This is a genomic window from Micromonospora sp. CNZ280, from assembly GCF_011759515.1.
Map to the genome: position 1 here is coordinate 766338 of NZ_JAAOYP010000002.1, position 20696 is coordinate 787033.

The following is a 20696-nucleotide window of genomic DNA, read 5'->3' on the forward strand; positions in this document are numbered from 1 at the left end:
CGTCGCCGTCCGCCGCCTTGTCCGAGCCACCCGTAGGGAGACGTACGATGATCGAATCCCCACCCCGGCGGACCGTCGCGGCCCGACCCGCGCCCGGACGGACGGCGGTCAGCCTGGTGGCCGGCCTCGTCCTCCTGGCCGCGACGGCGGCGGTCCCGCCGACCGGCCCCGCCGCCGCGGCTCGACCCGCGTCGTCGACGTCGGTCTACCGGACGATGCCGACCGATCCGACGGCGGTCGTCCTCGGCAGCGAGCAGTTCCCGGTGCACGGCGACGGCATCGGCGACGACACGGCCTCGCTGCAGGCGGCGATCGACGAGGCGTCCCGCCGCGGCGGGCAGAACTGGTTGGGCAACATCGTCGGCGGGGCGCGGGACGTGGCCGTTGGCGACGGCGGCGGTGTGGTCTTCGTGCCGGAGGGCCGCTACCGCCTCTCCCGACGCGTGGACCTGCACGCCTCGGTACGGGTGATCGGCTTCGGTGCGACCCGGCCCGAGTTCCTGCTCGGCGAAGCAACCCCGGGCTTCCAGGACGGCACCGAGTCCTTCCTGTTCACGGCCGTGCGCCGGCCCTACCAGCCCGGCACAACCCGCACCTTCGGCAACAACGACACCTTTGGCACCGGCCTGGTCAACCTCGACATCCGCATCGACGCCGGCAACCCGGCCGCCGTGGCGGTCCGGTTCAGCGGCGCCCAGATGTTCCTCCTGCAGGACCTCGACATCCATGTCGGGGACGGCTATGCCGGCATCGACCACAACGCCAACCTGATCCAGCGGGTCAAGGTCCACGGCGGTCGGTTCGGCATGTTGGCCTACGCCGCCTCACCGGGCTGGCAGACGACCGTGCTCGACACCACGTTCGAGGGCCAACGCGACGCAGCCGTCAAGCTGCACACCGACAGCAAGCTGAGCCTGATCCGCAACCACATCGCCCACACGCCCGCCGGCATCGTCGCCGTCGCCGGCCAGACACAGCGGCTCTACGTGCAGGAATCCGTCTTCGAGGACATCGCCGGGGCGGCGATCACACTGAACGACAGCGACTCGGTCCCGGCAACCGAGGAGCCGGAGTTGGTTCGTGCCCAGAACCAGCTCAACGTCGTCCGGACCGGAGTGGCCGGGGTGGGTGCCCTCCTCACCACCGCCCCGAGTGGACGCACCTGGGCCGGCCCCGGCCCGTCCTACCTGGTCCGGGACGCCACGCTCGGGCTGCGCGTCAGCGACGCGCTCGGTGACGGCGAGCGGCGCAGCGACCAGGTGCTGGTTACGGCGACACCGGCCGCACCGGCAAGCTTCCACCGGTTGCTGCGCTCCGACATCCCGCTGCCGCCGCCGAGCGACGACTGGGTCAACCTGGCCGAGTTCGCGGCCGCGCGGGGCGTCACGGTGGGCAGCGGCACCAGCGACGACCACGCCATCTTCCAGCAGGCGATCGACCAGCACGACACCGTGTACGTGCCGATGGGCGAGTACCTGATCGGGGACACGCTGCGGCTGCGACCGCAGAGCAACCTGATCGGCCTGCACCCGCGCCAGACGTGGCTCAAGTTGCCGGATGGTCACGCGGCGTTCGCCGACCCGGACCGTCCCCGGCCGATGATCCAGACCCCGCCCGGCGGTGCCAACCAGGTGGTCGGTCTCGGCCTCGACTCGGCGCGGCAGACCGCGGGCTCCGTGCACGTGCTCTGGCAGTCCGGCGCGCACAGCCACCTCGCCGACATCGCGACCCAGTTCGTGAAGTGGGCTCCGGAGGTGACCGACCCCGACGACCCGGGCGCGGGCGACCCCGGCTATCAGTACCGGGGCCGCCACAAGTACAGCTTCTGGGTCAAGGGCGGCGGCGGGACGTTCGCCAACATCTGGAGCGTGGCCGGCTGGGCGGACAACGGGTTCCTGGTCGAGGAGACCGCCGTCCGGGGCCGCATGTACGAGGTGTCGGTGGAGCACCACGAGCACCGCGAGGTCGTGCTGCGCCGGGTGCGCAACTGGGAGCTGCACGCTCTGCAGACCGAGGACCACATCTACGGGTGGCGCTCCCAGGCGGTGGAACTGGACGACGTCCACGACGTGCTCTTCGCCAACACGGTGTTCTTCCGGGTGGCGACGGTCCTCGGGCCCTATCCGTACGCGATGGGCATCCGCGACAGCAGCGGGATCGTGATCCGCGGCACCCGGGGTTACCGCCCCACCAACGTGGCGAACACCAGGTGGGGGGCCACCATCGCCGACGTGGCGACCGGACGCACGGTGCCGGAGCTGGACGTCGCGTACCTGGCCGTCGGTTCGGCGAACGAGCCACCCGCCCCGGCCGGACTGTACGTCGGGCTGGACGGCTCCCGGATCACCGTCCTACCCGGCCGGTCGGGCTCCGCCGTTCTGCGGATCCGCAACGACGGTCCCGGTCCGGTCACCGGGCTCGCGGTCCGCACCGAGGCGCCAGCCGGGTGGCAGACGCGGACTCGGCAGGACGTCGAGCGGCTGCCCGACGGGCAGTCGGCCACCGCCACGATCGAGGTGCGAGTGCCCGCCGGTGCGGAGCAGGACGGGCAGATCCCGCTGACGGTCTCGTACACGCGGGGCGGGCACCGACTGGAGGTACCGCTGACCGTGCAGATCCGTACGGGCGGAGACAACCTCGCTCGGGACGCCAGCGTGACGGCCAGTTCGGTGCTCTCCACCAACGTCGCGGTCAACGCGGTGGATGGCAACCGGACCGGCGCCCGGTGGATCTCCGGATCCGGCGACCCGTCGCCGACCTTCACCCTCGACCTCGGCCGGCCCGCGACGCTGTCCCGGCTCGCCCTCTACAGCGGCGTGGCCGGTTCCGACGCGCTGCGGGTACGGGCCTTCCGGGTGGAGGTCCTGGTCGAGGGGGCCTGGCGGCCGGTCGGGTCGGTCGAGCAGAACATCGCCAGCCCGGCGAACGTCGACCTGAGTGGCGCACCGGCGGGGGTCGAGCAGGTCCGCGTCGTGTTCACCGAGCCCAGCCCCACCGACGGTCTGGCACGGGTCTTCGAGGTCGAGGTCTACGGCCTCCGCTGACCGTCGTCCGGCCACCTTCGCCCGGAACATCACACCGAACTTTCCCTCGAATATCAAAAAGTTTTCTTTGATCGATGGAAAGTGCTAGTGTCTGCGATCGATCTTTCGCGCAGCGAGATCGTAGTGACTGGTCGTGGGGGAGAAAGTGGCACGGCTTCTTCCCTACCGGGAGGAGGAACCATGACCACACCGAACCGACGGCGACGACGCCGTCTGATCCCCGCGGCGGCAGCCGCAGCCCTGGCGACGCTGGTCGCCGCACTCCCCACCCCGGCGACGGCCGCACCTGTCGCCGCCGACGTGCCGCCACAGGAGCCCGGCGTCACCCTGCGCTCGTACGACATGGGCGTCCCGCTGTCGGCGCTGTGCACCCTCAAGGCCGCGCAGACCCCGAACGTCGACAAGCTCATGCCGCAGATCAACTGGACCACGACGGACGAGTTCGGCCTCGCCGACCGCTTCATCAGCCACGTCGTCGCCAACCTCACCGTGCCCGCCGACGGTGCCTACACGTTCCGGCTGACCAGTGACGACGGGTCGCGCCTCACGATCGGCGACCAGCTCGTCGTCGACCACGACGGCCTGCACGGCGAGACCTCCAAGGACGGATCGGTCACCCTGAGCGCCGGCCTGCATCCGTTGTTCGTCGAGTTCTTCGAGAACGGCGGCGGCCAGGTGCTGCGGCTCGAGTGGCGCGTCCCCGGCGCCGACGACTTCCAGCTGGTGCCGACCACCGCGCTGAGCACCGACGCCGGCGTCGTACGCGTCACCGCACCCGGCTGGAAGTACTGCGAGGGTGCCACCGACTCGGCCGGTGACGGCCTGCCGCTCGACCGCGTGCACCCGGGCTACACCCTCACCGACCTGCGCCCCGACGGGTTCCAGCCGCAGGTGACCGGGATGGCCTTCCGGCCCGACGGCGACCTGGTCGTCTCCACCTGGGGTGGCACCGACAACGCCACCGGCGAGGTCTACGTGGTCGAGGGCACCACCGGGACGACCGGGCCCGAGCAGGTGACCTACCGCAGGTTCGCGCAGGGCCTGCGGGAGCCCCAGGGGGTGGCGGTGGTCGACGGCACCGTCTACGTCAGCCAGAAGCACGAGCTGACCGCCCTGCGCGACACCGACGGCGACGGCGAGGCGGACGACCACCGGACCGTGGCCACCTGGCCGTGGGGCCGCAACTTCCACGAGTTCGCATTCGGCCTGCTCTACCGGGACGGGTACTTCTACCTCAACCTCTCCGTTGCCATCAACTACGGTGGCGCCACCACGGTGCCCCAGCCCGCCCCGAACCGCGGCACCTCGATCAAGGTGAACGCCCGGACCGGTGAGATCACCTACGTCGCCGGCGGGCTGCGTACCCCGAACGGGATCGGCTGGGGGCCGGCGGGCGAGGTCCTCGTCACCGACAACCAGGGTGGCTGGCTTCCCGCGTCGAAGCTGGTCCAGATCAAGCCGGGCGCGTTCTACAACCACTACACGACGCCCGCCGGCCCGTTCGACGACCGGCCGGTGACCCGCCCCATCGTCTGGCTCCCGCAGAACGAGATCGCCAACTCGCCGTCCACGCCGGTGCTGCTGGAGAAGGGACCGTACGCGGGGCAACTGGTCGTCGGCGACGTCACCTACGGGGGTCTGCAACGCGTCTTCCTGGAGCAGGTCGAGGGCCAGTACCAGGGCGCGGTGTTCCGGCACACGCAGGGCCTGGAGTCCGGCATCAACGAGGTGGCCCTCGGCCCCGACGGCGCGCTCTACGTGGGCGGCCTGGGCGCCGGCGGCAACTGGGGCCAGGAGGGCAAGCTCACCTACGGCCTGCAGAAGCTTACCCCCAACGGCACCTCGGTCTTCGAGGTGAAGCGGATGCGCGCCTCGCACGTCGGGTTCGAGCTGGAGTACACCGAGCCGCTGTCGGCCGAGACCGCGCAGGAGCTCGTCGACGCGTACCAGGTGACGCAGTGGCGCTACGGCGCGACGAGCCAGTACGGCGGTCCGAAGCTGGACCTGGAGACGCTCGACGTGGCCGGGGCCGAGCTGTCGGCCGACCGCCGCACGGTGAAGCTCCGGATCCCGGGCCTGAAGGAGAACCGGGTGGTGCACGTCCGATCGCCGCGCCCGTTCTCGTCCGCCGGCGGGGAGGAGCTGTGGAACACTGAGGCCTGGTACACGCTCAACGAGATCCCGGGTCGCGTGGTGCAGCCGCAGACGTTCTTCGAGGCCGAGGAGGGCCGCACCGTCGGCGTCGGGATGGCCACCGACCACGCCGCCTACTCCGGCGCCGGCTTCGCCGCCGGATTCGCCCAGGACGGCTCGTCGACCCGCATCTCGGTCGACGTGCGCGAGAGCGGCACGTACGACCTGGCGATGCGCTACAGCAACGGCCCGAACCCCTACTCCGGCGCGAAGCAGCTGAGCCTGTACGTCAACGGTGAGCGGGTGGAGCAAACGGTCTTCCCCTCCACGGTGACCTGGGAGGAGTGGGGCACCGTCAGCACCACGGTGCGCCTGCGCGAGGGGCGCAACCTGGTCGAGTACCGCAAGGAGGCGGCGGACTCCGGGCACGTGAACCTCGACGTGCTGGCCGTCCGGCCGCACGGGCAGCGGATCACGCTGTTCGACGGTGGCGACCTCACCGAGTGGCAGCACACCGACGGGCGCGAACCCCAGTGGACCGTCGCCGACGGCGCCATGACGGTACGCAACGGGGACCTGCGCACGCTGGAGGCCTTCGGCGACTTCCGCCTGCACGTGGAGTTCAACCTCCCGCTGTACCCGCCGGACGTGACCGGCCAGGCCCGCGCCAACAGCGGCGTGTACCTGCAGGACCGCTACGAGATCCAGGTCCTGGACTCGTTCGGCATCGACCCGCCGCAGGTCAACGACGCCGCGGCAATCTACAACCAGAAGGCCCCCGACGTGAACGCGGCGCTGCGGCCGGAGACCTGGCAGACGTACGACATCGTCTACCGGCAGGCCCGCTACGACGCGGCTGGCAACAAGGTCGCGAACCCGCGCGTCACGGTGGTGTGGAACGGCGTCACGGTGCACGACGACGTCGAGATCCTCGGCCCGACCGGCGGCAGCCGCCCCGAAGGGCCGGCGGCGGGCGCGATCCGGCTGCAGGACCACGGCAACCCGGTCCAGTACCGCAACATCTGGATCGAGCCGCTCGACCGCTAGTTCCGCCGGCGGAACGCGGACGGCCGGGACCGGTTCGCCGGCCCGGCCGTCCGTGCTTGCTGCCCCGACGGCTGCAAAGAACCAGAGGCGCGGAGGCGAAAACCTCCGACAGCTAGCTGGAGAGCCGTAGACATCTTTCATGTGCATCGACGATTCGTTATATTGCCGGCATCGATGATCTCCTCCACTCACACCCATGAGAGGTGCACATGTTCGATGACTCCGCGTTACGGCGGCGTACCCTGCTGGCGGCCCTCGCCGGCGCCGCGGCCGTCCCCGTCATCGGAGGTCCCGCCCGGGCCGCCGTGCCCAAGGTCTACATCGACCCGGGCCACGGCGGCACCGACTCCGGGGCGGTCGGCAACGGGTTGCAGGAGAAGGCGCTGACGCTCGACATCTCCCTGCAACTGCGCAGCATCCTGCTGGCCAACTGGAGCGTCGACGTCCGCATGTCCCGGACGACCGACATCACCCGCAGCCTGACCTACCGCACCGACGACGCCAACGCCTGGGGCGCTGACATCTTCGTCAGTGTGCACATCAACTCCGGGGGCGGCACCGGCTTCGAGAGCTACCGGTACCCGACGACGGACGCCGCCACCATCAACCTGCACAACGCGCTGCACCCGAGGGTGATCGCCGGCATGCGGTCGGTCGGCTCGGTCACCGACCGGGGGCTGAAGACAGCCAACTTCCACGTGTTGCGCGAGACGACGATGCCCGCGGTGCTCACCGAGAACCTCTTCATCGACACCCTGGCCGACGCGAACCTGCTCAAACGGGCCGACTTCATCACCGCCACCGCCCAAGGGCACGCGCAGGGCATCGCCAGTTACCTGGGGCTGGGCACCACCAACCCGCCCGCCTTCAGCGTCATCGTGGACAACGCCACCGCCGGGCGGTTCACGGCGAGCACCAACTGGGGGACGTCGTCCTACTCCAGCCAGCGCTACGGTGCCGACTACCGCTTCGCCAACCCCACCCTCGCCAGCGACGCCGCCTGGTTCAAGGTCGACATCCCGGCGGCCGGCAACTACCGGGTCGAGGTACGGCACCCGGCCGACCCGGGCTACAACAGCTCGGCCCCGCACGTCGTCGTCACCGCCTCCGGCAACCGGACGGTCAACGTCGACCAGCGCTCCAACGGTGGCGTCTGGCGTTCGCTCGGCACCTTCTCGCTCGCCGCCGGCGACCGCAACCTGGTCGCGGTGAGCCGGTGGACCAGTGCCACCGGCTATGTCGTGGCCGACGCCGTCCGGATCACCCGCGTCTAGACCCGCCCTGTCCGAACTCGGCTCGGACCCGCCGGATGCCGTCGACCGTCCGACGCGGCGAGCGACAGCTCCTCGACGGCATCCGGCGGGTACGGCCCGGTGGCCCACCGGAGATCGCAGGCGGGCCTGATCGCGGGTCGTCCGTCGGCCGCGACGCGGCGGCGCTCCACCGGGGAGTCTCCTCGGATCGCCGCCGCGCCCGGTCCGCTGCCCAGTGGTCAGCGCGAGAACGCGCGAGGGCCGGTCGAGCGGCTGCTGGGCGTGCGGGCTGATGCGCGGATCATCCGGCCAGGCGGTTGTCGGCCAGCCACCGCGGGTCCGGCGCCACCATCTGCAGCACCTCCACCAGCAGTCCGTCCGGGCCGGCGACCTGGAACCGGCGCTGTCCCCACCCCTCGGTCACCAGCGGCATGACCACCTCCAGCCCGGCCGCGGTCAGCCGCTCGAACTCGGCGTCCACATCGGCGACCAGGAACGCCAGCAGCGTCCCGACGATGTTCCTGCCCCGGGTCGCCTCCGGCCACGAGTCGTGGTCCCGCTGGACGAAGTCCAGACTCACCGTCGGGTGGTCGGGGTGCTGCGTGTTCACGTACCAGCCCAGGTCGATGCCGGCCTTGAACCCGAAGTGCTCGGCGAACCATGCCGCGCTCGCGGGCGGGTCCTCCGCCGCGACCGCCATCCCGATCAACGTGAACTGCATCCGTGCCTCTCTCCGGGACGATTCGCCCCTGACCTCTGGTGCGCCGGCCACGATCACCGGTCCGCTCCGTCCTGTGACGCCTGCCAGCGTCCGCCACCCCGGTCTCCGGATCAACGCCGACCTCGGCAACGCAGTGTTCAGTCGGAGTTGATGGTCGGCACGGTGGAGACACACCCGTTGCGGTGGGTCACCGCCTGGCGGGTCCCGGGCCTCGCCGTCCGCCTACCGGGGTCGGCGCGACGATGTCCAGCCTTGCCGTTGCAGCCGTTCGATGCCGTCCAGCAGCAGGTCCAGCGCGAACTCGAACTCGAACTGGTCGTCGCAGCCCTGTCCCACGACCGACGCGTCGTCGTGGGATGCCACCATGGCGATCGCCGCGACGTGCGGGAACCTGGCCGCGACCTCCGGTGGTAGGGGCGCCGGCGGCTCCGGGTCGGTCGCGCCGGCCCGGCCGGCGCGCCGGGAGGCGTCGAACAGTTCCTGGCTGAAGCCCAGAATCCGGCTACCCATCGCGTGCATCACGTGGTGGGCGAGGTCGGTTGAGAACCCGCCGGCCCGGAACGTGCCGATCATCGAGTCGAGGTAGGCGAGGATGGCGGGCGTCGCCGTGTTCCGCGACTCGATCGCGAGCGGCGCCCAGGGGTGGCGTCGCAGCACCTGCCGGGCCGAGAGGATGCGCCCGCGGACCACGTGCTTCCAGTGGGCGTCCGGCACCGGCGGGTCGATCTCGCCGACGACCACGTCGATCATGCCGTCGAGCAGCTCGTCCTTGTTGGCCACGTGCTTGTAGAGGGCCATCGGCACGACGCCGAGATCCCTGGCGAGGTTGCGCATGCTGAGGGACTCGATCCCCGCCTCGTCGGCGAGCGCGACGGCGGCACGCAAGATCCGTTCCCTGCTCAACGGCGCCCGGCGCAGCGTCTCGACCTGCTCAGCCATCTTGATCCTCATTTTCCGGTGGCGGTTGAAACCATAACCGTCTTGACCGGTGTACGGCGTACACCTACGCTGCTCTCAGCAGGTGTACGCCGTACACCTCAACCAGCCGGACGTCGTGCCAGCCGGCCGAGTCAGGGAGGGATCCGATGAAAGCCATCGTCCAGGACCGATACGGCGGGCCGGAGACGCTCGCGCTCGTGGACGTCGACACGCCGGTGCCCGCCGCCGACGAGGTGCTCGTGCGGGTCGAGGCCGCCGCGCTCAACGCGTACGACTGGCACGCCATGCGCGGCGATCCACGGATGGCGCGGTTGGCCATGGGCCGGTCGAGGCCCCGCGCGCGAATCCGTGGCCGCGACTTCGCCGGCCGCGTCGAGGCCGTTGGCGCCCGCGTCCGACAGGTGCGCCCGGGCGACGCCGTCTTCGGCGACCTCGGCGATGCCAACGGCGCGCTCGCCGAGTACGTGTGCGTGCCCGAGACGCTGGTCGCGTCGCAGCCGGCGAACCTGACACCGCAGCAGGCCGCCGCCCTGCCGCTGGCCGGTATCACCGCGCTCATGGGCCTGCGCGACGCCGGGCGGGTCGAGCCCGGACAGCGCGTCCTCATCAACGGCGCATCCGGCGGCGTCGGCACCCTGGCCGTCCAACTGGCCAAGGTGCTGGGCGCGACCGTGACCGCGGTGTGCAGCACCCGCAACGTCGACCTGGTCCGCTCGCTCGGCGCCGACCACGTCGTCGACTACACCCGCGACGACTTCACCCAGCACGCCCGCCGCCACGACCTCGTGTTCGACCTGGTCGGCAACCGTTCACTCACCGCGCTGCGGCGGGCGCTGGTCCCGACCGGGACGCTGGTGCTCTCCGGCGGCGGCGTGTACCGCGGCGGCAGTCTCATCGGACCGGTCTGGCTCATCGCGCGCGGGCGGCTGCTGGCACCCGTCGTCCGACACCGCATCGTCACCCTCACCACGGCACCCGGCCGGCACCACCTCGACACGCTCCGCGCCCACGTCGAGACCGGCCGCCTCACCCCGGTCATCGACCGGACCTACCCGCTCCACGAGGTGCCCGAGGCCATCCGGTACCTCGAAGGCGAACACGCACGGGCGAAAGTCGTCATCACCATCTGACCCGCGTGACCGACGCCGCCCTGCTCACCGTCAGTCCTGGCGCAGCTCGAGCAGGGCGTCGACCGGGTCGGGGCTGGGCGGACCGGCCGGCCACCAGTCCCCGGAACGCCGCCGGAACGGGTACCAGCGGCCATCGCGGCCGTACCGCACCTGCACGTCCCGCCCCACGGTCCACCGGTTGCGCCAGGTCGTCACCGCGGGCGCGGCGCCGTCGCCCTCCCCCGCCCCGCGCAGCGCGTGCGTGGCCCGGGAAGCCACCTCCTTCGGTGGGCTGAACACCGCGTCCATGGCGTCCACACCGGCCGCGCCGGCGTACTCCCAGGCCCTGATCGCGCGGGGCAGTTCGGCGGCCCGGCCGCTGGCCTCGCCGAGCCGCTTCGCCGCCGGTGACCGGGGCCGGCGGCTCGCCAAGCGCACCGCGTCCTGCCAGGGGTCCTGCTCAACAGCGGGATCCACGCCGCGGGACGCGGTGAGCAGGTGTCGGGCCCGGAGTGCGGCGTCGGCGGCCAGCACCCCGAGCGCGTCGGCGTCGACACCGGCCGCCTCGTGCGCGGCGAGCAGCGGGGTGAGCGCCATCGGCTCCCCGCACACCGGCCCCGGCGGTGCCGGCAGCGGCGCCGGCACGGCGGCGTACGCCTTGTCGGCCCGGGTGCCGGCCGGGTCGCCCCCGTCCGCGGCGGCGACCGACCGGCGGGTGTTGCGCCGGCGCAACTCCTCGACCAACTCCGACTCGGCCCGCCCGCGCATCAGCAGCAGCACGAAGGGATCCCGGTCGAGCAGCCAGGACGCCTGGTACGACAGCGCGGCGGCATGCCGGCACGGATGGTCCCAGGATGCGCAGTCGCACAGCGGTTCGAGGTCGCCGTAGCGGGGCAGCAGGCGCACCCCGACGTCGTCGGCGGCGTCGATCAGGTCGTGCGGCATGTCCCGGTCGAGCAGGGCGGCGATGTGTCCCGCCTTCGCGGCGAACTTGTCCAGCAGGCGGTCCCACTCGCCGTCGGAGAGGACCCCGATGCGCACCACCGTGCCGTGCGGCGTGTACTGGTCGCCGTCGTGCACCGGGGCGGAGATCCGGCCCGGGCTCACCGTGATCGATCCAACCTGCCCGGCGAAGGCGTACCGGCGGCCCTTGCGGAGCTGCTCGCCGTCGAGCGCGCCGCGCTCCATCGCCTCGATCCACGCGTTGCCCCACCAGGTGTCGGCGAACTTCCTGCCGATCCGCTTGCCCGGCCCGAACGCCGGGAAGGTGCGGGCCCGCTCGTCGCCCTCGGCCGCCTCGGCGTCGTCGCCCAGCTCGTCGTCGTCCAGCTCGTCGGGGAAGTCGAAGTCGAAGTCCACGTCCCGCTCCTATCGCTCGTCCCGCAGCTGTACGAGGCGGAGCAGCTCGGCGTCGGAGAGTTCGGTCAGGGCGCTCTCGCCGCCGGTGAGCACCGCGTCGGCCAGCTCCCGTTTGGATTCCAGCAGAGCGGCGATGCGCTCCTCCAGCGTGCCCTGGGCGATCAGCCGGTGCACCTGCACCGGCTTGGTCTGCCCGATCCGATACGCGCGGTCGGTGGCCTGCTCCTCCACCGCCGGGTTCCACCACCGGTCGTAGTGGATGACGTGATCCGCGCGGGTCAGGTTCAGCCCGGTGCCGGCCGCCTTGAGCGACAGCAGGAACACCGGCACCTCGCCAACCTGGAACCGGCGCACCAGTTCCTCCCGCTGGGGCACCGGCGTGCCGCCGTGCAGCAGCTGCGCCGGCACGCCCCGCTCGGCGAGGTGCCGCCGCAGCAGTCGGCCCATCTGGACGTACTGGGTGAAGACCAGCGCGGCACCGTCCTCGGCGAGGACGGTCTCCAGCAGGTCGTCGAGGAGTTGCAGCTTCTCCGACCGGCCGGTGAGCGTGCCGTGCCGCTCCTTCAGGTAGTGCGCCGGGTGGTTGCACACCTGCTTCAGGCCGACCAGCAGCTTGAGCACCAGACCGCGGCGGCCGATGCCGCTGGCGCCGCCCCGGATCTCGGCCATCACCTCACCGACCACCCGCTGGTACAGGTCGGCCTGCTCGCCGGTGAGCGACACCAGGTGGTCGGTGACCGTCTTCGGCGGCAGCTCGGGGGCGATGCCGGGGTCGGCCTTGCGCCGCCGCAGCAGGAACGGGCGGACCAGCCGGGACAGCATGTCCACGGCCGCGGCGTCCCGGTCCACCTCGATCGGGCGGGCCCAGCGGGCGCGGAAGGCGACGACGTCGGCGAGCAGGCCGGGGGTGGTCCAGTGGAGGATGGCCCACAGCTCGGAAAGGTTGTTCTCCACCGGTGTGCCGGTGAGCGCGAGCCGCGCCCGGGCGGGGATCCGCCGCAGTGCCTTCGCGGTGTCGCTGAGCCGGTTCTTCACGTACTGCGCCTCGTCGGCGACCACCAGGCCCCAGGCTCGACCGGCCAGGACGCGGGCGTCGAGCCGCGCTGTGCCGTAGCTGGTGAGCACGAAACCGTCGGGCACCGGGTCCAGCGAGCGGGCGGTGCCGTGGAAACGGTGGACCGGTACGCCCGGGGCGAACCGGTGGATCTCGCGTTCCCAGTTGCCGAGCACCGAGGCGGGGCAGACCACGAGCGTCGCTCCGGCGGTCGCCGGATCGGCCTGGCGACGCAGGTGCAGCGCGATGACCGTGATGGTCTTGCCGAGGCCCATGTCGTCGGCAAGGCAGCCGCCGAGGCCGAGCGAGGTCATCCGCTCCAGCCACCGCAGTCCGCGCAGCTGGTACTCGCGTAGGGCGCCGTGCAGGCCGGCCGGCGGTTCCAGTGGCTCCGGCCCGCCGTCGGGTTCGGCGATCCGCTCGCACAGCGCGCCCAGCCAGCCGTCGGCCACCACCTCGACCCGTTCGTCCTCGATCACGGTGCTGCCGATCAGGGTCGCGGCCAGCGCGTCGTACGCCGCCAGGGGCGGCAGCTGCCGGTCGCGGGCCTTGCGGGCCAGCTCCGGTTCGACCGCGATCCACCGGTCCCGCAGCCGGACGATCGGCCGGGACTTGCCGACCAGGTCCGCCTCCGCCTCGCTCAGCAACGCGCCGCCCAGGGTGAGCTGCCAGCTGAGCGGCATCGGCGGGGCGGAGCGGAGGTGCGCTGCCACGTCGACAGGCTGCTCCGGCGGGGCGCTGACGAGCACCCGGGCGTGGAGGTCACGGGCCAGTTGCGGCGGCCACTCGATGTCGATGCCGGCGGCGACGAGCCGCGCCTCGGCGCCGCCGAGCAGGTCGACGACGTCCTCGTCGAACAGGTCCAGGGCGATCGGCGCGGCCTCATCGAGCAGCCGCCCCAGCGGCGGCCACACCGCCGCGGCCCGCCGGACAGCGAGCATCGCCTCGAAGGTGGCCCGCTCACCGAGGCCGTGCGCGTCGCCCTCCCACAGCGCCGCCGCGTCGCTGACCACGGTGGGCTCGGAAAGGCTGCGCATCCGCACCAGGGCCCTGAGTCCGGCGGTGTCGAGGTCTGGCCGAAGCTCCAGCCGCAGGGCCACCCGCAGGCCGGTGTCCACGCCCGCGGACACCTTCCGCGCCCAGTCACGCAGGTCGCCGACCGGCTCGGGCGCCGGACCGGTGAAACGCGGGTCGCCGGTGAGCCAGGACGCCGCCGGGGTGCGCGGCAGGGTGTCGGCCACCGCGTCGAGAAACGCCCGGACCAACCCTTCCGAATCGGGCACCATGAGCCGCTCGGCGGCGGGATCCAGCGGCACCGCACGGGCCTCGGGCGGCATCGCCGCCGCCAGCGCCCGAATGCGCTCCGCGTCCGCCACGTCCAACGGACCTACCCGCCAGGCGTCGTAGCCCTCGGGCGAGACCCCGGGTAGCAGCCGTCCCCGGGCGACCAGGTGCAGCCCGGCCACCGCCACCGCCGACCAGAATGCGGCGGCCGGAGTCAGGTCGTCGGCGTCCCGCAGCGCGACGAGGCGCCGGACCGCGTCGCCGACCGGGACGGCGCGCGCCGGAACCCGCCGGGCCGCGACGCGACCCGCTGCGGGCAGGGCGAGGTGCAGCTCACCGCCCTCCCCCAGCCCGTCGAACTCCGCCGACAACCGGCCGCCGGCCGGGTCGTAGAAGCTGACCGTGCCGGCCCGGGGCGGATCGCCCGGTTCGAAGACGACCGCGAGCCGTCCGGGTCGCACCGCATCTTCCGGGCCGCTCACGTCCGCCCGCCGACCGGTATCCACCATCGTCGTACAGTGTACCGTACGTCGTACGATAAGACCACCGCCCGGAGCCGGCGGAACGCGGGCGCCGTGTCAGCGGTCGTGTCAGGGGCGTGTCAGCGGGGTGTCAGGCCGGGCGCCGATGGTGGGTCACATGACAGATTCAGCGATTGCGGTTTCCGGGCTGCGAAAGGCATTCGGGGACAAGTGAGGTTCCCCCCGGGATGTGGACACCGGGTTATGCCGCGATCTGTTGCAGCGTAGTCGGTTGCAGGGTTTGTTCGTAGTTGGCGGGGCTGAGGTAGCCGAGTGCGGAGTGGCGGCGTCGGTGGTTGTAGAAGGCGATCCAGCGGAAGACGTCGCGGCGGGCGTCGGCTTCGCTGGTCCAGGTGCGGCGGTCGACGTCGAGTTCCCGCTTGAGGGTGGCGAAGAACGCCTCGGCCAGGGCGTTGTCATACGACGAGCCGATCCGCCCCATCGAGCGGCGGACACCGTGGCGGCGGCAGGCGTCGGCGAAGTCGCCGCTGCCGTATTGGGCGCCCCTGTCCGAGTGGAAGATCACGCCGTCGACCCGGCCGCCGCGGGCGGCGACCGCGGCGTCCAGGGCGTCGATGACCAGGCCGGTGCGCATGTGGATGTTGATCGACCAGCCGATCAGCCGTCGGGTGGCGATGTCGATGACCGTGGCCAGATACAACCAGCCGGCACCGACGCGCAGGTAGGTGATGTCGCCGCACCACCGCTGGTCCGGTGCGGTGGCGGTGAAGTCCCGGCCGATCAGGTCCGGCGCCGGCGGGACGGCAGGATCCGGGATCGTGGTCCGTTTGCGGCGGCGCAGGTGCCGACCCACGACATCCCGTTGCCGCATGATCCGCTCGACCCGTTTGCGGTTGACCCGCACACCCCGCTCGTGCAGCTCGACGGTCACCCGAGGGGATCCGTAGGTGCCACCGGAGTCGGCGTGAATCCTGGTGATTTGCTCGGCGAGGGCATCCTCGTCGGCGGCGCGAGCCTGCCGGGCCGGCTCGCTTGCCGTCCAGCGGTAGAACCCGGAGCGGGACACCGCCAGGATCCGGCACAGCCGCTTGACGCCGAACGTGGCACGGTGGGCGGAGATGAACCGGAAGCGGCTGGTCACCGATCCATCTCCTTCGCGAAATAGGCGGCTGCCTTGCGCAGGATCTCCTTCTCCTGCCGCAACTCCGCGTTCTCACGCCGCAGGCGGGCGATCTCGGCGTCCTTGTCGGCCACCGACAGCCCGTCCCCACCCGAGACGGGCTCGGCGGCCTTGGTCTGGCGTTCGGCGGCGCGGACCCAGTTGCGCAGCGTCTCGTGACTCATCCCGAGCTCACGCGCCACCTGGTTGATAGGCCGCTGCGACGAACGGACCAGGTCAACCGCGTCACGCCGGAACTCTTCCGTGTACTTCGATGGACGCCCCAACGGGGACACCCCTTCCTCTGGACCAACATCCAGTCTCAGGGTGTCCACATCTCAGGGGGAAGCCCAAAGGTCGTGCTCGACGGCATCGACCTCGATGTCCGGGTGGGCACGATCTTTTCCCTGCTCGGCCCGAACGGGGCCGGTAAGACGACGACGGTGAACGTGCTGACCACGTTGATGAAGCCGGACGCTGGGACGGTACGGGTCGCCGGGCACGACATCGCGACCGAGACGAAGGCGGTGCGCGCGGCGATCGGGGTCACCGGCCAGTTCGCGGCGGTGGACGAGCTGCTGACCGGGCAGGAGAACCTGCAGCTGATGGTGGACCTGCACCGGGCGGCCTCCGGCGGCCGGCGGGTCGTCGCGGAGCTGCTGGAACGGTTCGAGCTGACCGAGTCGGCGGGTAAGCCCGCGTCGACCTATTCCGGTGGCATGCGCCGCAAGCTCGACCTGGCGATGACACTGGTCGGCAACCCACGGATCATCTTCCTGGACGAGCCGACGACCGGACTGGACCCGCGCAGCCGTCGCACGATGTGGTCGATCATCCGTGAGTTGGTGGCCGACGGGGTGACCATCTTCCTCACCACCCAGTACCTGGAGGAGGCCGACCAACTCGCCGACCACGTCGCGGTGCTCGACCAGGGCCGCCTGGTCGCGCAGGGCACTCCCGACGACCTCAAGCGGCAGATCCCCGGGACCCACGTCCGGCTCCGGTTCACCACCGCCGCTCAACTCGGCGCGGCCGCACGGATCTTCACCGACGCCACCCGGGACGACGAGGCGCTGACCCTGCGGGTGCCCAGCGATGCCGGGACGAGATCCCTGCGGGCTCTGCTGGACCGCCTCGACGAGTACTCACTCACCGCCGACGAGTTCTCCGTACACACACCCGACCTCGATGACGTCTTCCTCGCCCTGACGGGCCGCACCACGGAGGTGACCGCGAAATGAGCGCCAAGTCCCACTCGATGGTCATGTTGCGTCGCAACTTCAAGCACCTCGCCCGGAACCCGACCTCGGTGTTCAACGCGGTCCTGATGCCGATCGTGATCATGCTGATGTTCGTGTACATGTTCGGCGACGCCTTCAACGTCGGTGTCGACTACATCGACTACGCGACGCCGGGACTGATGCTCCTGGCCGTCTGCTACGGGCTGGGGGCCACCGCGACGGCGGTGAACTCCGACATGACCAAGGGCATCATCAACCGGTTCAAAGTCATGCACGTCTCCCGCGGGGCGGTCCTGACCGGTCACGTCGTCGCCACCGTGCTGACCAACCTGGTCGCCATCGCGGCCCTCGTCGGGGTGGCCTTCCTGCTGGGATTCAGCCCGTCGGCGAGTTTCCTCGACTGGCTCGGCGTGGTCGGCATCGTCGTGCTGCTCGGTTTCGCGGCCGGCTGGCTCACGGTCGCCCTGGGGCTGGCGGCGAAGTCCGTGGAAACGGCGGGTCTGGCCGCCGTGCCGCTGGTCATGCTGCCGTTCTTCAGCAGCGCGATCGTACCGGCGGAGAAGATGGGGCCCGGGCTGCGGGAGTTCGCCGAGTACCAGCCCTTCACGCCGATCATCGAGACCCTGCGCGGACTGCTCAACGGCGCACCGTCCGCCACCGACGCGATCGTCGCCGTCGCCTGGTGCGTCGGGATCGCTCTCGTCGGATACCTGTGGGCGTCCGCCACGTTCAAGAAGCGAGCGTGACCTCGACGAGCTGACTCCAGCTCGTCCGCGTGCCCGCCCGAGCCGCCTCGGCGAACCCCGCGTCGCCGAGGCGGCTCCGCGCTGCCCGCTCGATCCGGGTCAGGTCTGGATGGGACAGATCCGGCAGTCCGCGCAAGGCGGTGCTCGCCGCGAGCAGCCGGGCGGCCTGCTCGTACTGGTCGCGGCGCAGTGCCAGGTCCGCGACGCCGACGAGGGTCCGCGCGACCACGACGGCATGCCCCGTCTCGGCCGCGGCCCGGCAGGCCGCGGCGTGGTGCTTCCGGGCCTCGCCGAGATCGTCGGCGAGGTAGCCCAGCAGGTCGTGGGTCACCGCACGGACGTTCGCCAGCTCCGCGTCGTCGCTCAGCAGGGTCATCGCGACATCGAGTTGCCGGTACGCCTCCTCGGCGTCACCGCTCCACCGAGCGAGTTCCGCCTTCGACAGGGCCAGCACGGCCAGCGCGTCTGGCCAGGTGACCCGTTCCGCGCACCGTTGCGCCTCGGCGGTGGCGGCCGCGCTCGACTCCTCATCGCCCAGCAGCCAGTACAGCTGAGCCTGTCGGGACCGCATCCGGATGACATCCTCGACGGCGCCGACCTCGGTGACGACCGCGATCGCCTGCTCGTAGTGCTCGCAGGCGGCGGCGAACTCGCCGCGCGTGGCGATGCGCTCCGCCAGCTCGCTCAGGGCGATCGAGATCCCGTACCGTTCGCCGATCGCCCGGAACTCGGCGAGCGCCAGCTCGAGGTGGGCGTCCGCGTCCCGCCCACTCTGGCCGAGCAGGATCCGCATCTTGCCCAGTTGCAGCCGGGCCAGCGCGCGGACCCAGGGGTCCTCGTCGGCCAGCAACGGTTCCCAGGCGGGCACGACGGCGTCCGGCGCCCGCAACATGCGCTCCAGCGGGACGACCAGCCCCAGCAGCGGCTGGCGGGACCGGCTGCGCTGGCTGATCCGGTACGCCTTGTGGATCCACTCCGCCGCCTGGTGCTCGTCGCCCCGCCCGCCGCTGACGAACAGCACGATCAGCGCGTACACCATGGCCCGGATCTCGTCGGTCACCTCGCCGGGCGTCTCGGTGGCCGCGATGAGCAACTCGATGCCTTCGGCCTTGTGCCCGCTGAGCCACCAGTACCAGCCGGCGCCGGCCGCGAGCCGCATCGCCGCCTGCGCCTCGCCGGCCGCGAGCGCGCCACGCAGCGCAGCACTGATGTTGTCGTGCTCGAGATTGAGCGTGGCGAGCCATTCCAGCTGCTCGGCGCGGCGCAGCCACGGGTCGGCGGTCTCGGTGAGTTCGGTGAGGTAGGCGAGATGCGCGTGGCGCGCCAGCTCCGACTCCCCCGCCTCCGCGAGGCGGTGCGCAGCGTACTCCTTGATCGTGCCGAGCATCCGGTAGCGGGGTGCGCTGCGGCCCTCCGCGACCAGCAGTGACTTCTCGGTCAGCGCGGTGAGCAGGTCGAGCACCTCCGCCCGCTCGACCGCGTCGCCGACGCAGACCCGCTCGGCCGCTTCCAGGCTCGCGCCGCCGGAGAACACCGAGAGCCTGCGCAGGACCATCCGTTCGCCGTCGGTCAGCAGCTCCCAGCTCCAGTCGACCATCGCCCGCAGCGTCCGGTGCCGGGGCAGCGCGGTGCGGCTGCCGCCGGTCAGCAGGCGGAACCGGTCGTCGAGCCGGTTGGCGAGCTGGTCGATGGACATGGTGCGCAGCCTGGCCGCGGCCAGTTCGATCGCCAGCGGCATCCCGTCCAGCGCCCGGCAGACGCGCGCCATCGTCGACAACGTGTCGACGTCGACCGCCAGATCCTTGCGCACCGCGCTCGCCCGGTCCCGCAGCAGCCGGACGGCCGGCGAGGACTCGATCTCGGCGGGACCGGCGCCCCCGCCGGGCAGGGCCAGCGGCAGGACCGGCCACAGGGCCTCACCGGTGATGCCGAGTGGTTCCCTGCTCGTCGCCAGGATCCGCAGCCGCCGGCACTCCCCGAGCACCCGATGGGCGACCGCCGCCGCCGACTCGATCACGTGCTCGCAGTTGTCCAGGATCAGGAGCGCCTCCCGCTCGCGAATCGCGGCGATGAGCCGGTCCGTCGGCTCCACGTTCGGTGCCTCGCCGAGCAGCGCGTCCCGCAGGCCGAGCCCGGCGAGCGTCGCCTGCGCCACGTCGCCGTCGGCGCCGATGGCGGCGAGCTCCACCAGCCAGGCCCCGTCCGGCAGGTCGCGGAGCAGGGTGCGCGCGGTCTCCGTGGCCAGCCTGGTCTTCCCCGAGCCGCCCGGCCCGATCAGGGTGGTGAGCCGGTGTTCGGCGACGAGTCCGGCCACCGCGACGACGTCGGATTCCTTGCCGATGAAGCTGGTGAGTTCCTCGCGCAGGTTGGTGTTCCGGTTCTCCTCCCGCCGGCCCGACCCGCCCCGCAGCAGTGCGACGTGCAGTGCGGACAGCTCCGGTGAGGGGTCGACGCCCAGCGTGTCGGCCAGGGCCTCCCTGGTGCGCTGGTACACGAGCAGCGCGTCGGTGTCGCGGCCGGTGGCCACGAGGGCGCGCATCAGTGCGGCGACGAGCCGTTCCCGCACCGGGTGCGCGGCCACCAGGTCGGTCAGTTCCGGGACCAGCTCCGCGCCGTGGCCGAGGTTGATCTCCGCGTCGAACCGGTCCTCCACGGCCGTCAGGCGCAGCCTCTCGAGGCGGGTGACCGCCGCGTCGAAGGCCGCGCTGTCGGACAGGCCGACGTCCTGCATGGCCGCACCGCGCCACAGTCCGAGGGCCTCGCGCAGCCGCCGTACCCGCTGCGGACCCTCGTCGTCGCGGGCCTGGCGGACCAGGCGTTCGAAGCGCACGGCGTCGACGGCGTCGGGTTCCACCGTCAGGCGGTAGCCGTCCGGCCGCCCCTCGACCGACCCGTCCGGCAGCGCTTTGCGTAGCCGGGAAGCCAGCCGCTGCAAGGCGTTCGCCGCGTCGGAGGGCGGGTGTTCACCCCAGATCCAGTCGACGAGGGTCGCCTTCGGGACCACGCGACCGGATTCGAGCGCGAGGGCGATCAACAGGCCGCGCAGCCGGGCGCCCGGCACGTCGGCGTGGACGCCGTCGGCCAGGCGAACCTCGAACGGTCCGAGCATCCTGATCTGCACCGGC

At 71.8% G+C, this 20696-nt stretch carries 12 protein-coding genes; 6 read left to right on the forward strand and 6 right to left on the reverse strand.

Annotated features, from left to right (window positions below):
* Positions 1 to 47 precede the first annotated feature (47 nt).
* The 3 genes from FHX32_RS18575 to FHX32_RS18585 all read left to right on the forward strand — a co-directional run bounded on the left by FHX32_RS18575 (position 48) and on the right by FHX32_RS18585 (position 7498).
* Entirely contained in the window at positions 48 to 3044 is a 2997-nt protein-coding gene (locus tag FHX32_RS18575; protein WP_167184529.1) for a glycosyl hydrolase family 28-related protein, read from the forward strand.
* Positions 3045 to 3224: 180 nt separating this feature from the next.
* Positions 3225 to 6224, forward strand: coding sequence for a 3-keto-alpha-glucoside-1,2-lyase-like domain-containing protein (locus FHX32_RS18580; RefSeq protein WP_167184532.1), 3000 nt, complete (start codon positions 3225 to 3227; stop codon positions 6222 to 6224).
* Positions 6225 to 6433: 209 nt separating this feature from the next.
* Complete coding sequence (locus FHX32_RS18585; RefSeq protein WP_167184535.1) at positions 6434 to 7498, forward strand: golvesin C-terminal-like domain-containing protein; 1065 nt, start codon at positions 6434 to 6436, stop codon at positions 7496 to 7498.
* Between the two features lie 280 nt (positions 7499 to 7778).
* Here the strand turns inward: FHX32_RS18585 and FHX32_RS18590 are convergent, their stop codons facing one another.
* Both FHX32_RS18590 and FHX32_RS18595 read right to left on the reverse strand, forming a co-directional pair.
* Positions 7779 to 8198 (reverse strand): VOC family protein, encoded by a 420-nt coding sequence (locus FHX32_RS18590; protein ID WP_167184538.1) that lies wholly within the window; start codon positions 8196 to 8198, stop codon positions 7779 to 7781.
* 222 nt (positions 8199 to 8420) lie between these two features.
* Positions 8421 to 9137: a TetR/AcrR family transcriptional regulator C-terminal domain-containing protein gene (locus FHX32_RS18595; RefSeq protein WP_167184541.1), complete on the reverse strand. Its 717-nt coding sequence runs from the start codon at positions 9135 to 9137 to the stop codon at positions 8421 to 8423.
* 146 nt (positions 9138 to 9283) lie between these two features.
* On the opposite strand from FHX32_RS18595, the gene FHX32_RS18600 reads away from it, so the two are divergent.
* Entirely contained in the window at positions 9284 to 10267 is a 984-nt protein-coding gene (locus FHX32_RS18600) for an NAD(P)-dependent alcohol dehydrogenase (RefSeq protein WP_167184544.1), read from the forward strand.
* A gap of 30 nt (positions 10268 to 10297) precedes the next feature.
* Here FHX32_RS18600 and FHX32_RS18605 read toward each other — a convergent pair whose 3' ends face one another.
* The 3 genes from FHX32_RS18605 to FHX32_RS18615 all read right to left on the reverse strand — a co-directional run bounded on the left by FHX32_RS18605 (position 10298) and on the right by FHX32_RS18615 (position 15871).
* On the reverse strand, positions 10298 to 11605 hold the full coding sequence (locus FHX32_RS18605; RefSeq protein ID WP_486481174.1) for an SWIM zinc finger family protein: 1308 nt from the start codon (positions 11603 to 11605) through the stop codon (positions 10298 to 10300).
* A gap of 9 nt (positions 11606 to 11614) precedes the next feature.
* Positions 11615 to 14452: a DEAD/DEAH box helicase gene (locus FHX32_RS18610; RefSeq protein ID WP_208418858.1), complete on the reverse strand. Its 2838-nt coding sequence runs from the start codon at positions 14450 to 14452 to the stop codon at positions 11615 to 11617.
* A gap of 214 nt (positions 14453 to 14666) precedes the next feature.
* Positions 14667 to 15871 (reverse strand): IS3 family transposase gene (locus tag FHX32_RS18615; RefSeq protein WP_486481175.1). Its coding sequence is split into 2 segments (ribosomal slippage): positions 14667 to 15640 and positions 15640 to 15871, totalling 1206 coding nucleotides; the frame shifts between segments, so codons are not numbered across the junction.
* 27 nt (positions 15872 to 15898) lie between these two features.
* On the opposite strand from FHX32_RS18615, the gene FHX32_RS18620 reads away from it, so the two are divergent.
* Entirely contained in the window at positions 15899 to 16825 is a 927-nt protein-coding gene (locus FHX32_RS18620) for an ATP-binding cassette domain-containing protein (RefSeq protein WP_167186158.1), read from the forward strand.
* Positions 16822 to 17571 (forward strand): ABC transporter permease, encoded by a 750-nt coding sequence (locus tag FHX32_RS18625; RefSeq protein WP_167184546.1) that lies wholly within the window; start codon positions 16822 to 16824, stop codon positions 17569 to 17571. Before FHX32_RS18620 ends, FHX32_RS18625 begins: the two co-directional genes overlap by 4 nt.
* On the opposite strand, the gene FHX32_RS18630 is transcribed toward FHX32_RS18625, so the two are convergent.
* Entirely contained in the window at positions 17555 to 20692 is a 3138-nt protein-coding gene (locus tag FHX32_RS18630) for a BTAD domain-containing putative transcriptional regulator (RefSeq protein WP_167184548.1), read from the reverse strand. The two genes, FHX32_RS18625 and FHX32_RS18630, sit on opposite strands and share 17 nt — an antisense overlap.
* Positions 20693 to 20696 lie beyond the last annotated feature (4 nt).

Coding starts and splice junctions, on each gene's coding strand:
- FHX32_RS18610 (WP_208418858.1), bottom strand. CDS start 14,452: ATGGTGGATACCGGTCGGCGGGCGGACGTGAGCGGCCCGGAAGATGCG.
- FHX32_RS18590 (WP_167184538.1), bottom strand. CDS start 8,198: ATGCAGTTCACGTTGATCGGGATGGCGGTCGCGGCGGAGGACCCGCCC.
- FHX32_RS18595 (WP_167184541.1), bottom strand. CDS start 9,137: ATGGCTGAGCAGGTCGAGACGCTGCGCCGGGCGCCGTTGAGCAGGGAA.
- FHX32_RS18580 (WP_167184532.1), top strand. CDS start 3,225: ATGACCACACCGAACCGACGGCGACGACGCCGTCTGATCCCCGCGGCG.
- FHX32_RS18575 (WP_167184529.1), top strand. CDS start 48: ATGATCGAATCCCCACCCCGGCGGACCGTCGCGGCCCGACCCGCGCCC.
- FHX32_RS18625 (WP_167184546.1), top strand. CDS start 16,822: ATGAGCGCCAAGTCCCACTCGATGGTCATGTTGCGTCGCAACTTCAAG.
- FHX32_RS18585 (WP_167184535.1), top strand. CDS start 6,434: ATGTTCGATGACTCCGCGTTACGGCGGCGTACCCTGCTGGCGGCCCTC.
- FHX32_RS18600 (WP_167184544.1), top strand. CDS start 9,284: ATGAAAGCCATCGTCCAGGACCGATACGGCGGGCCGGAGACGCTCGCG.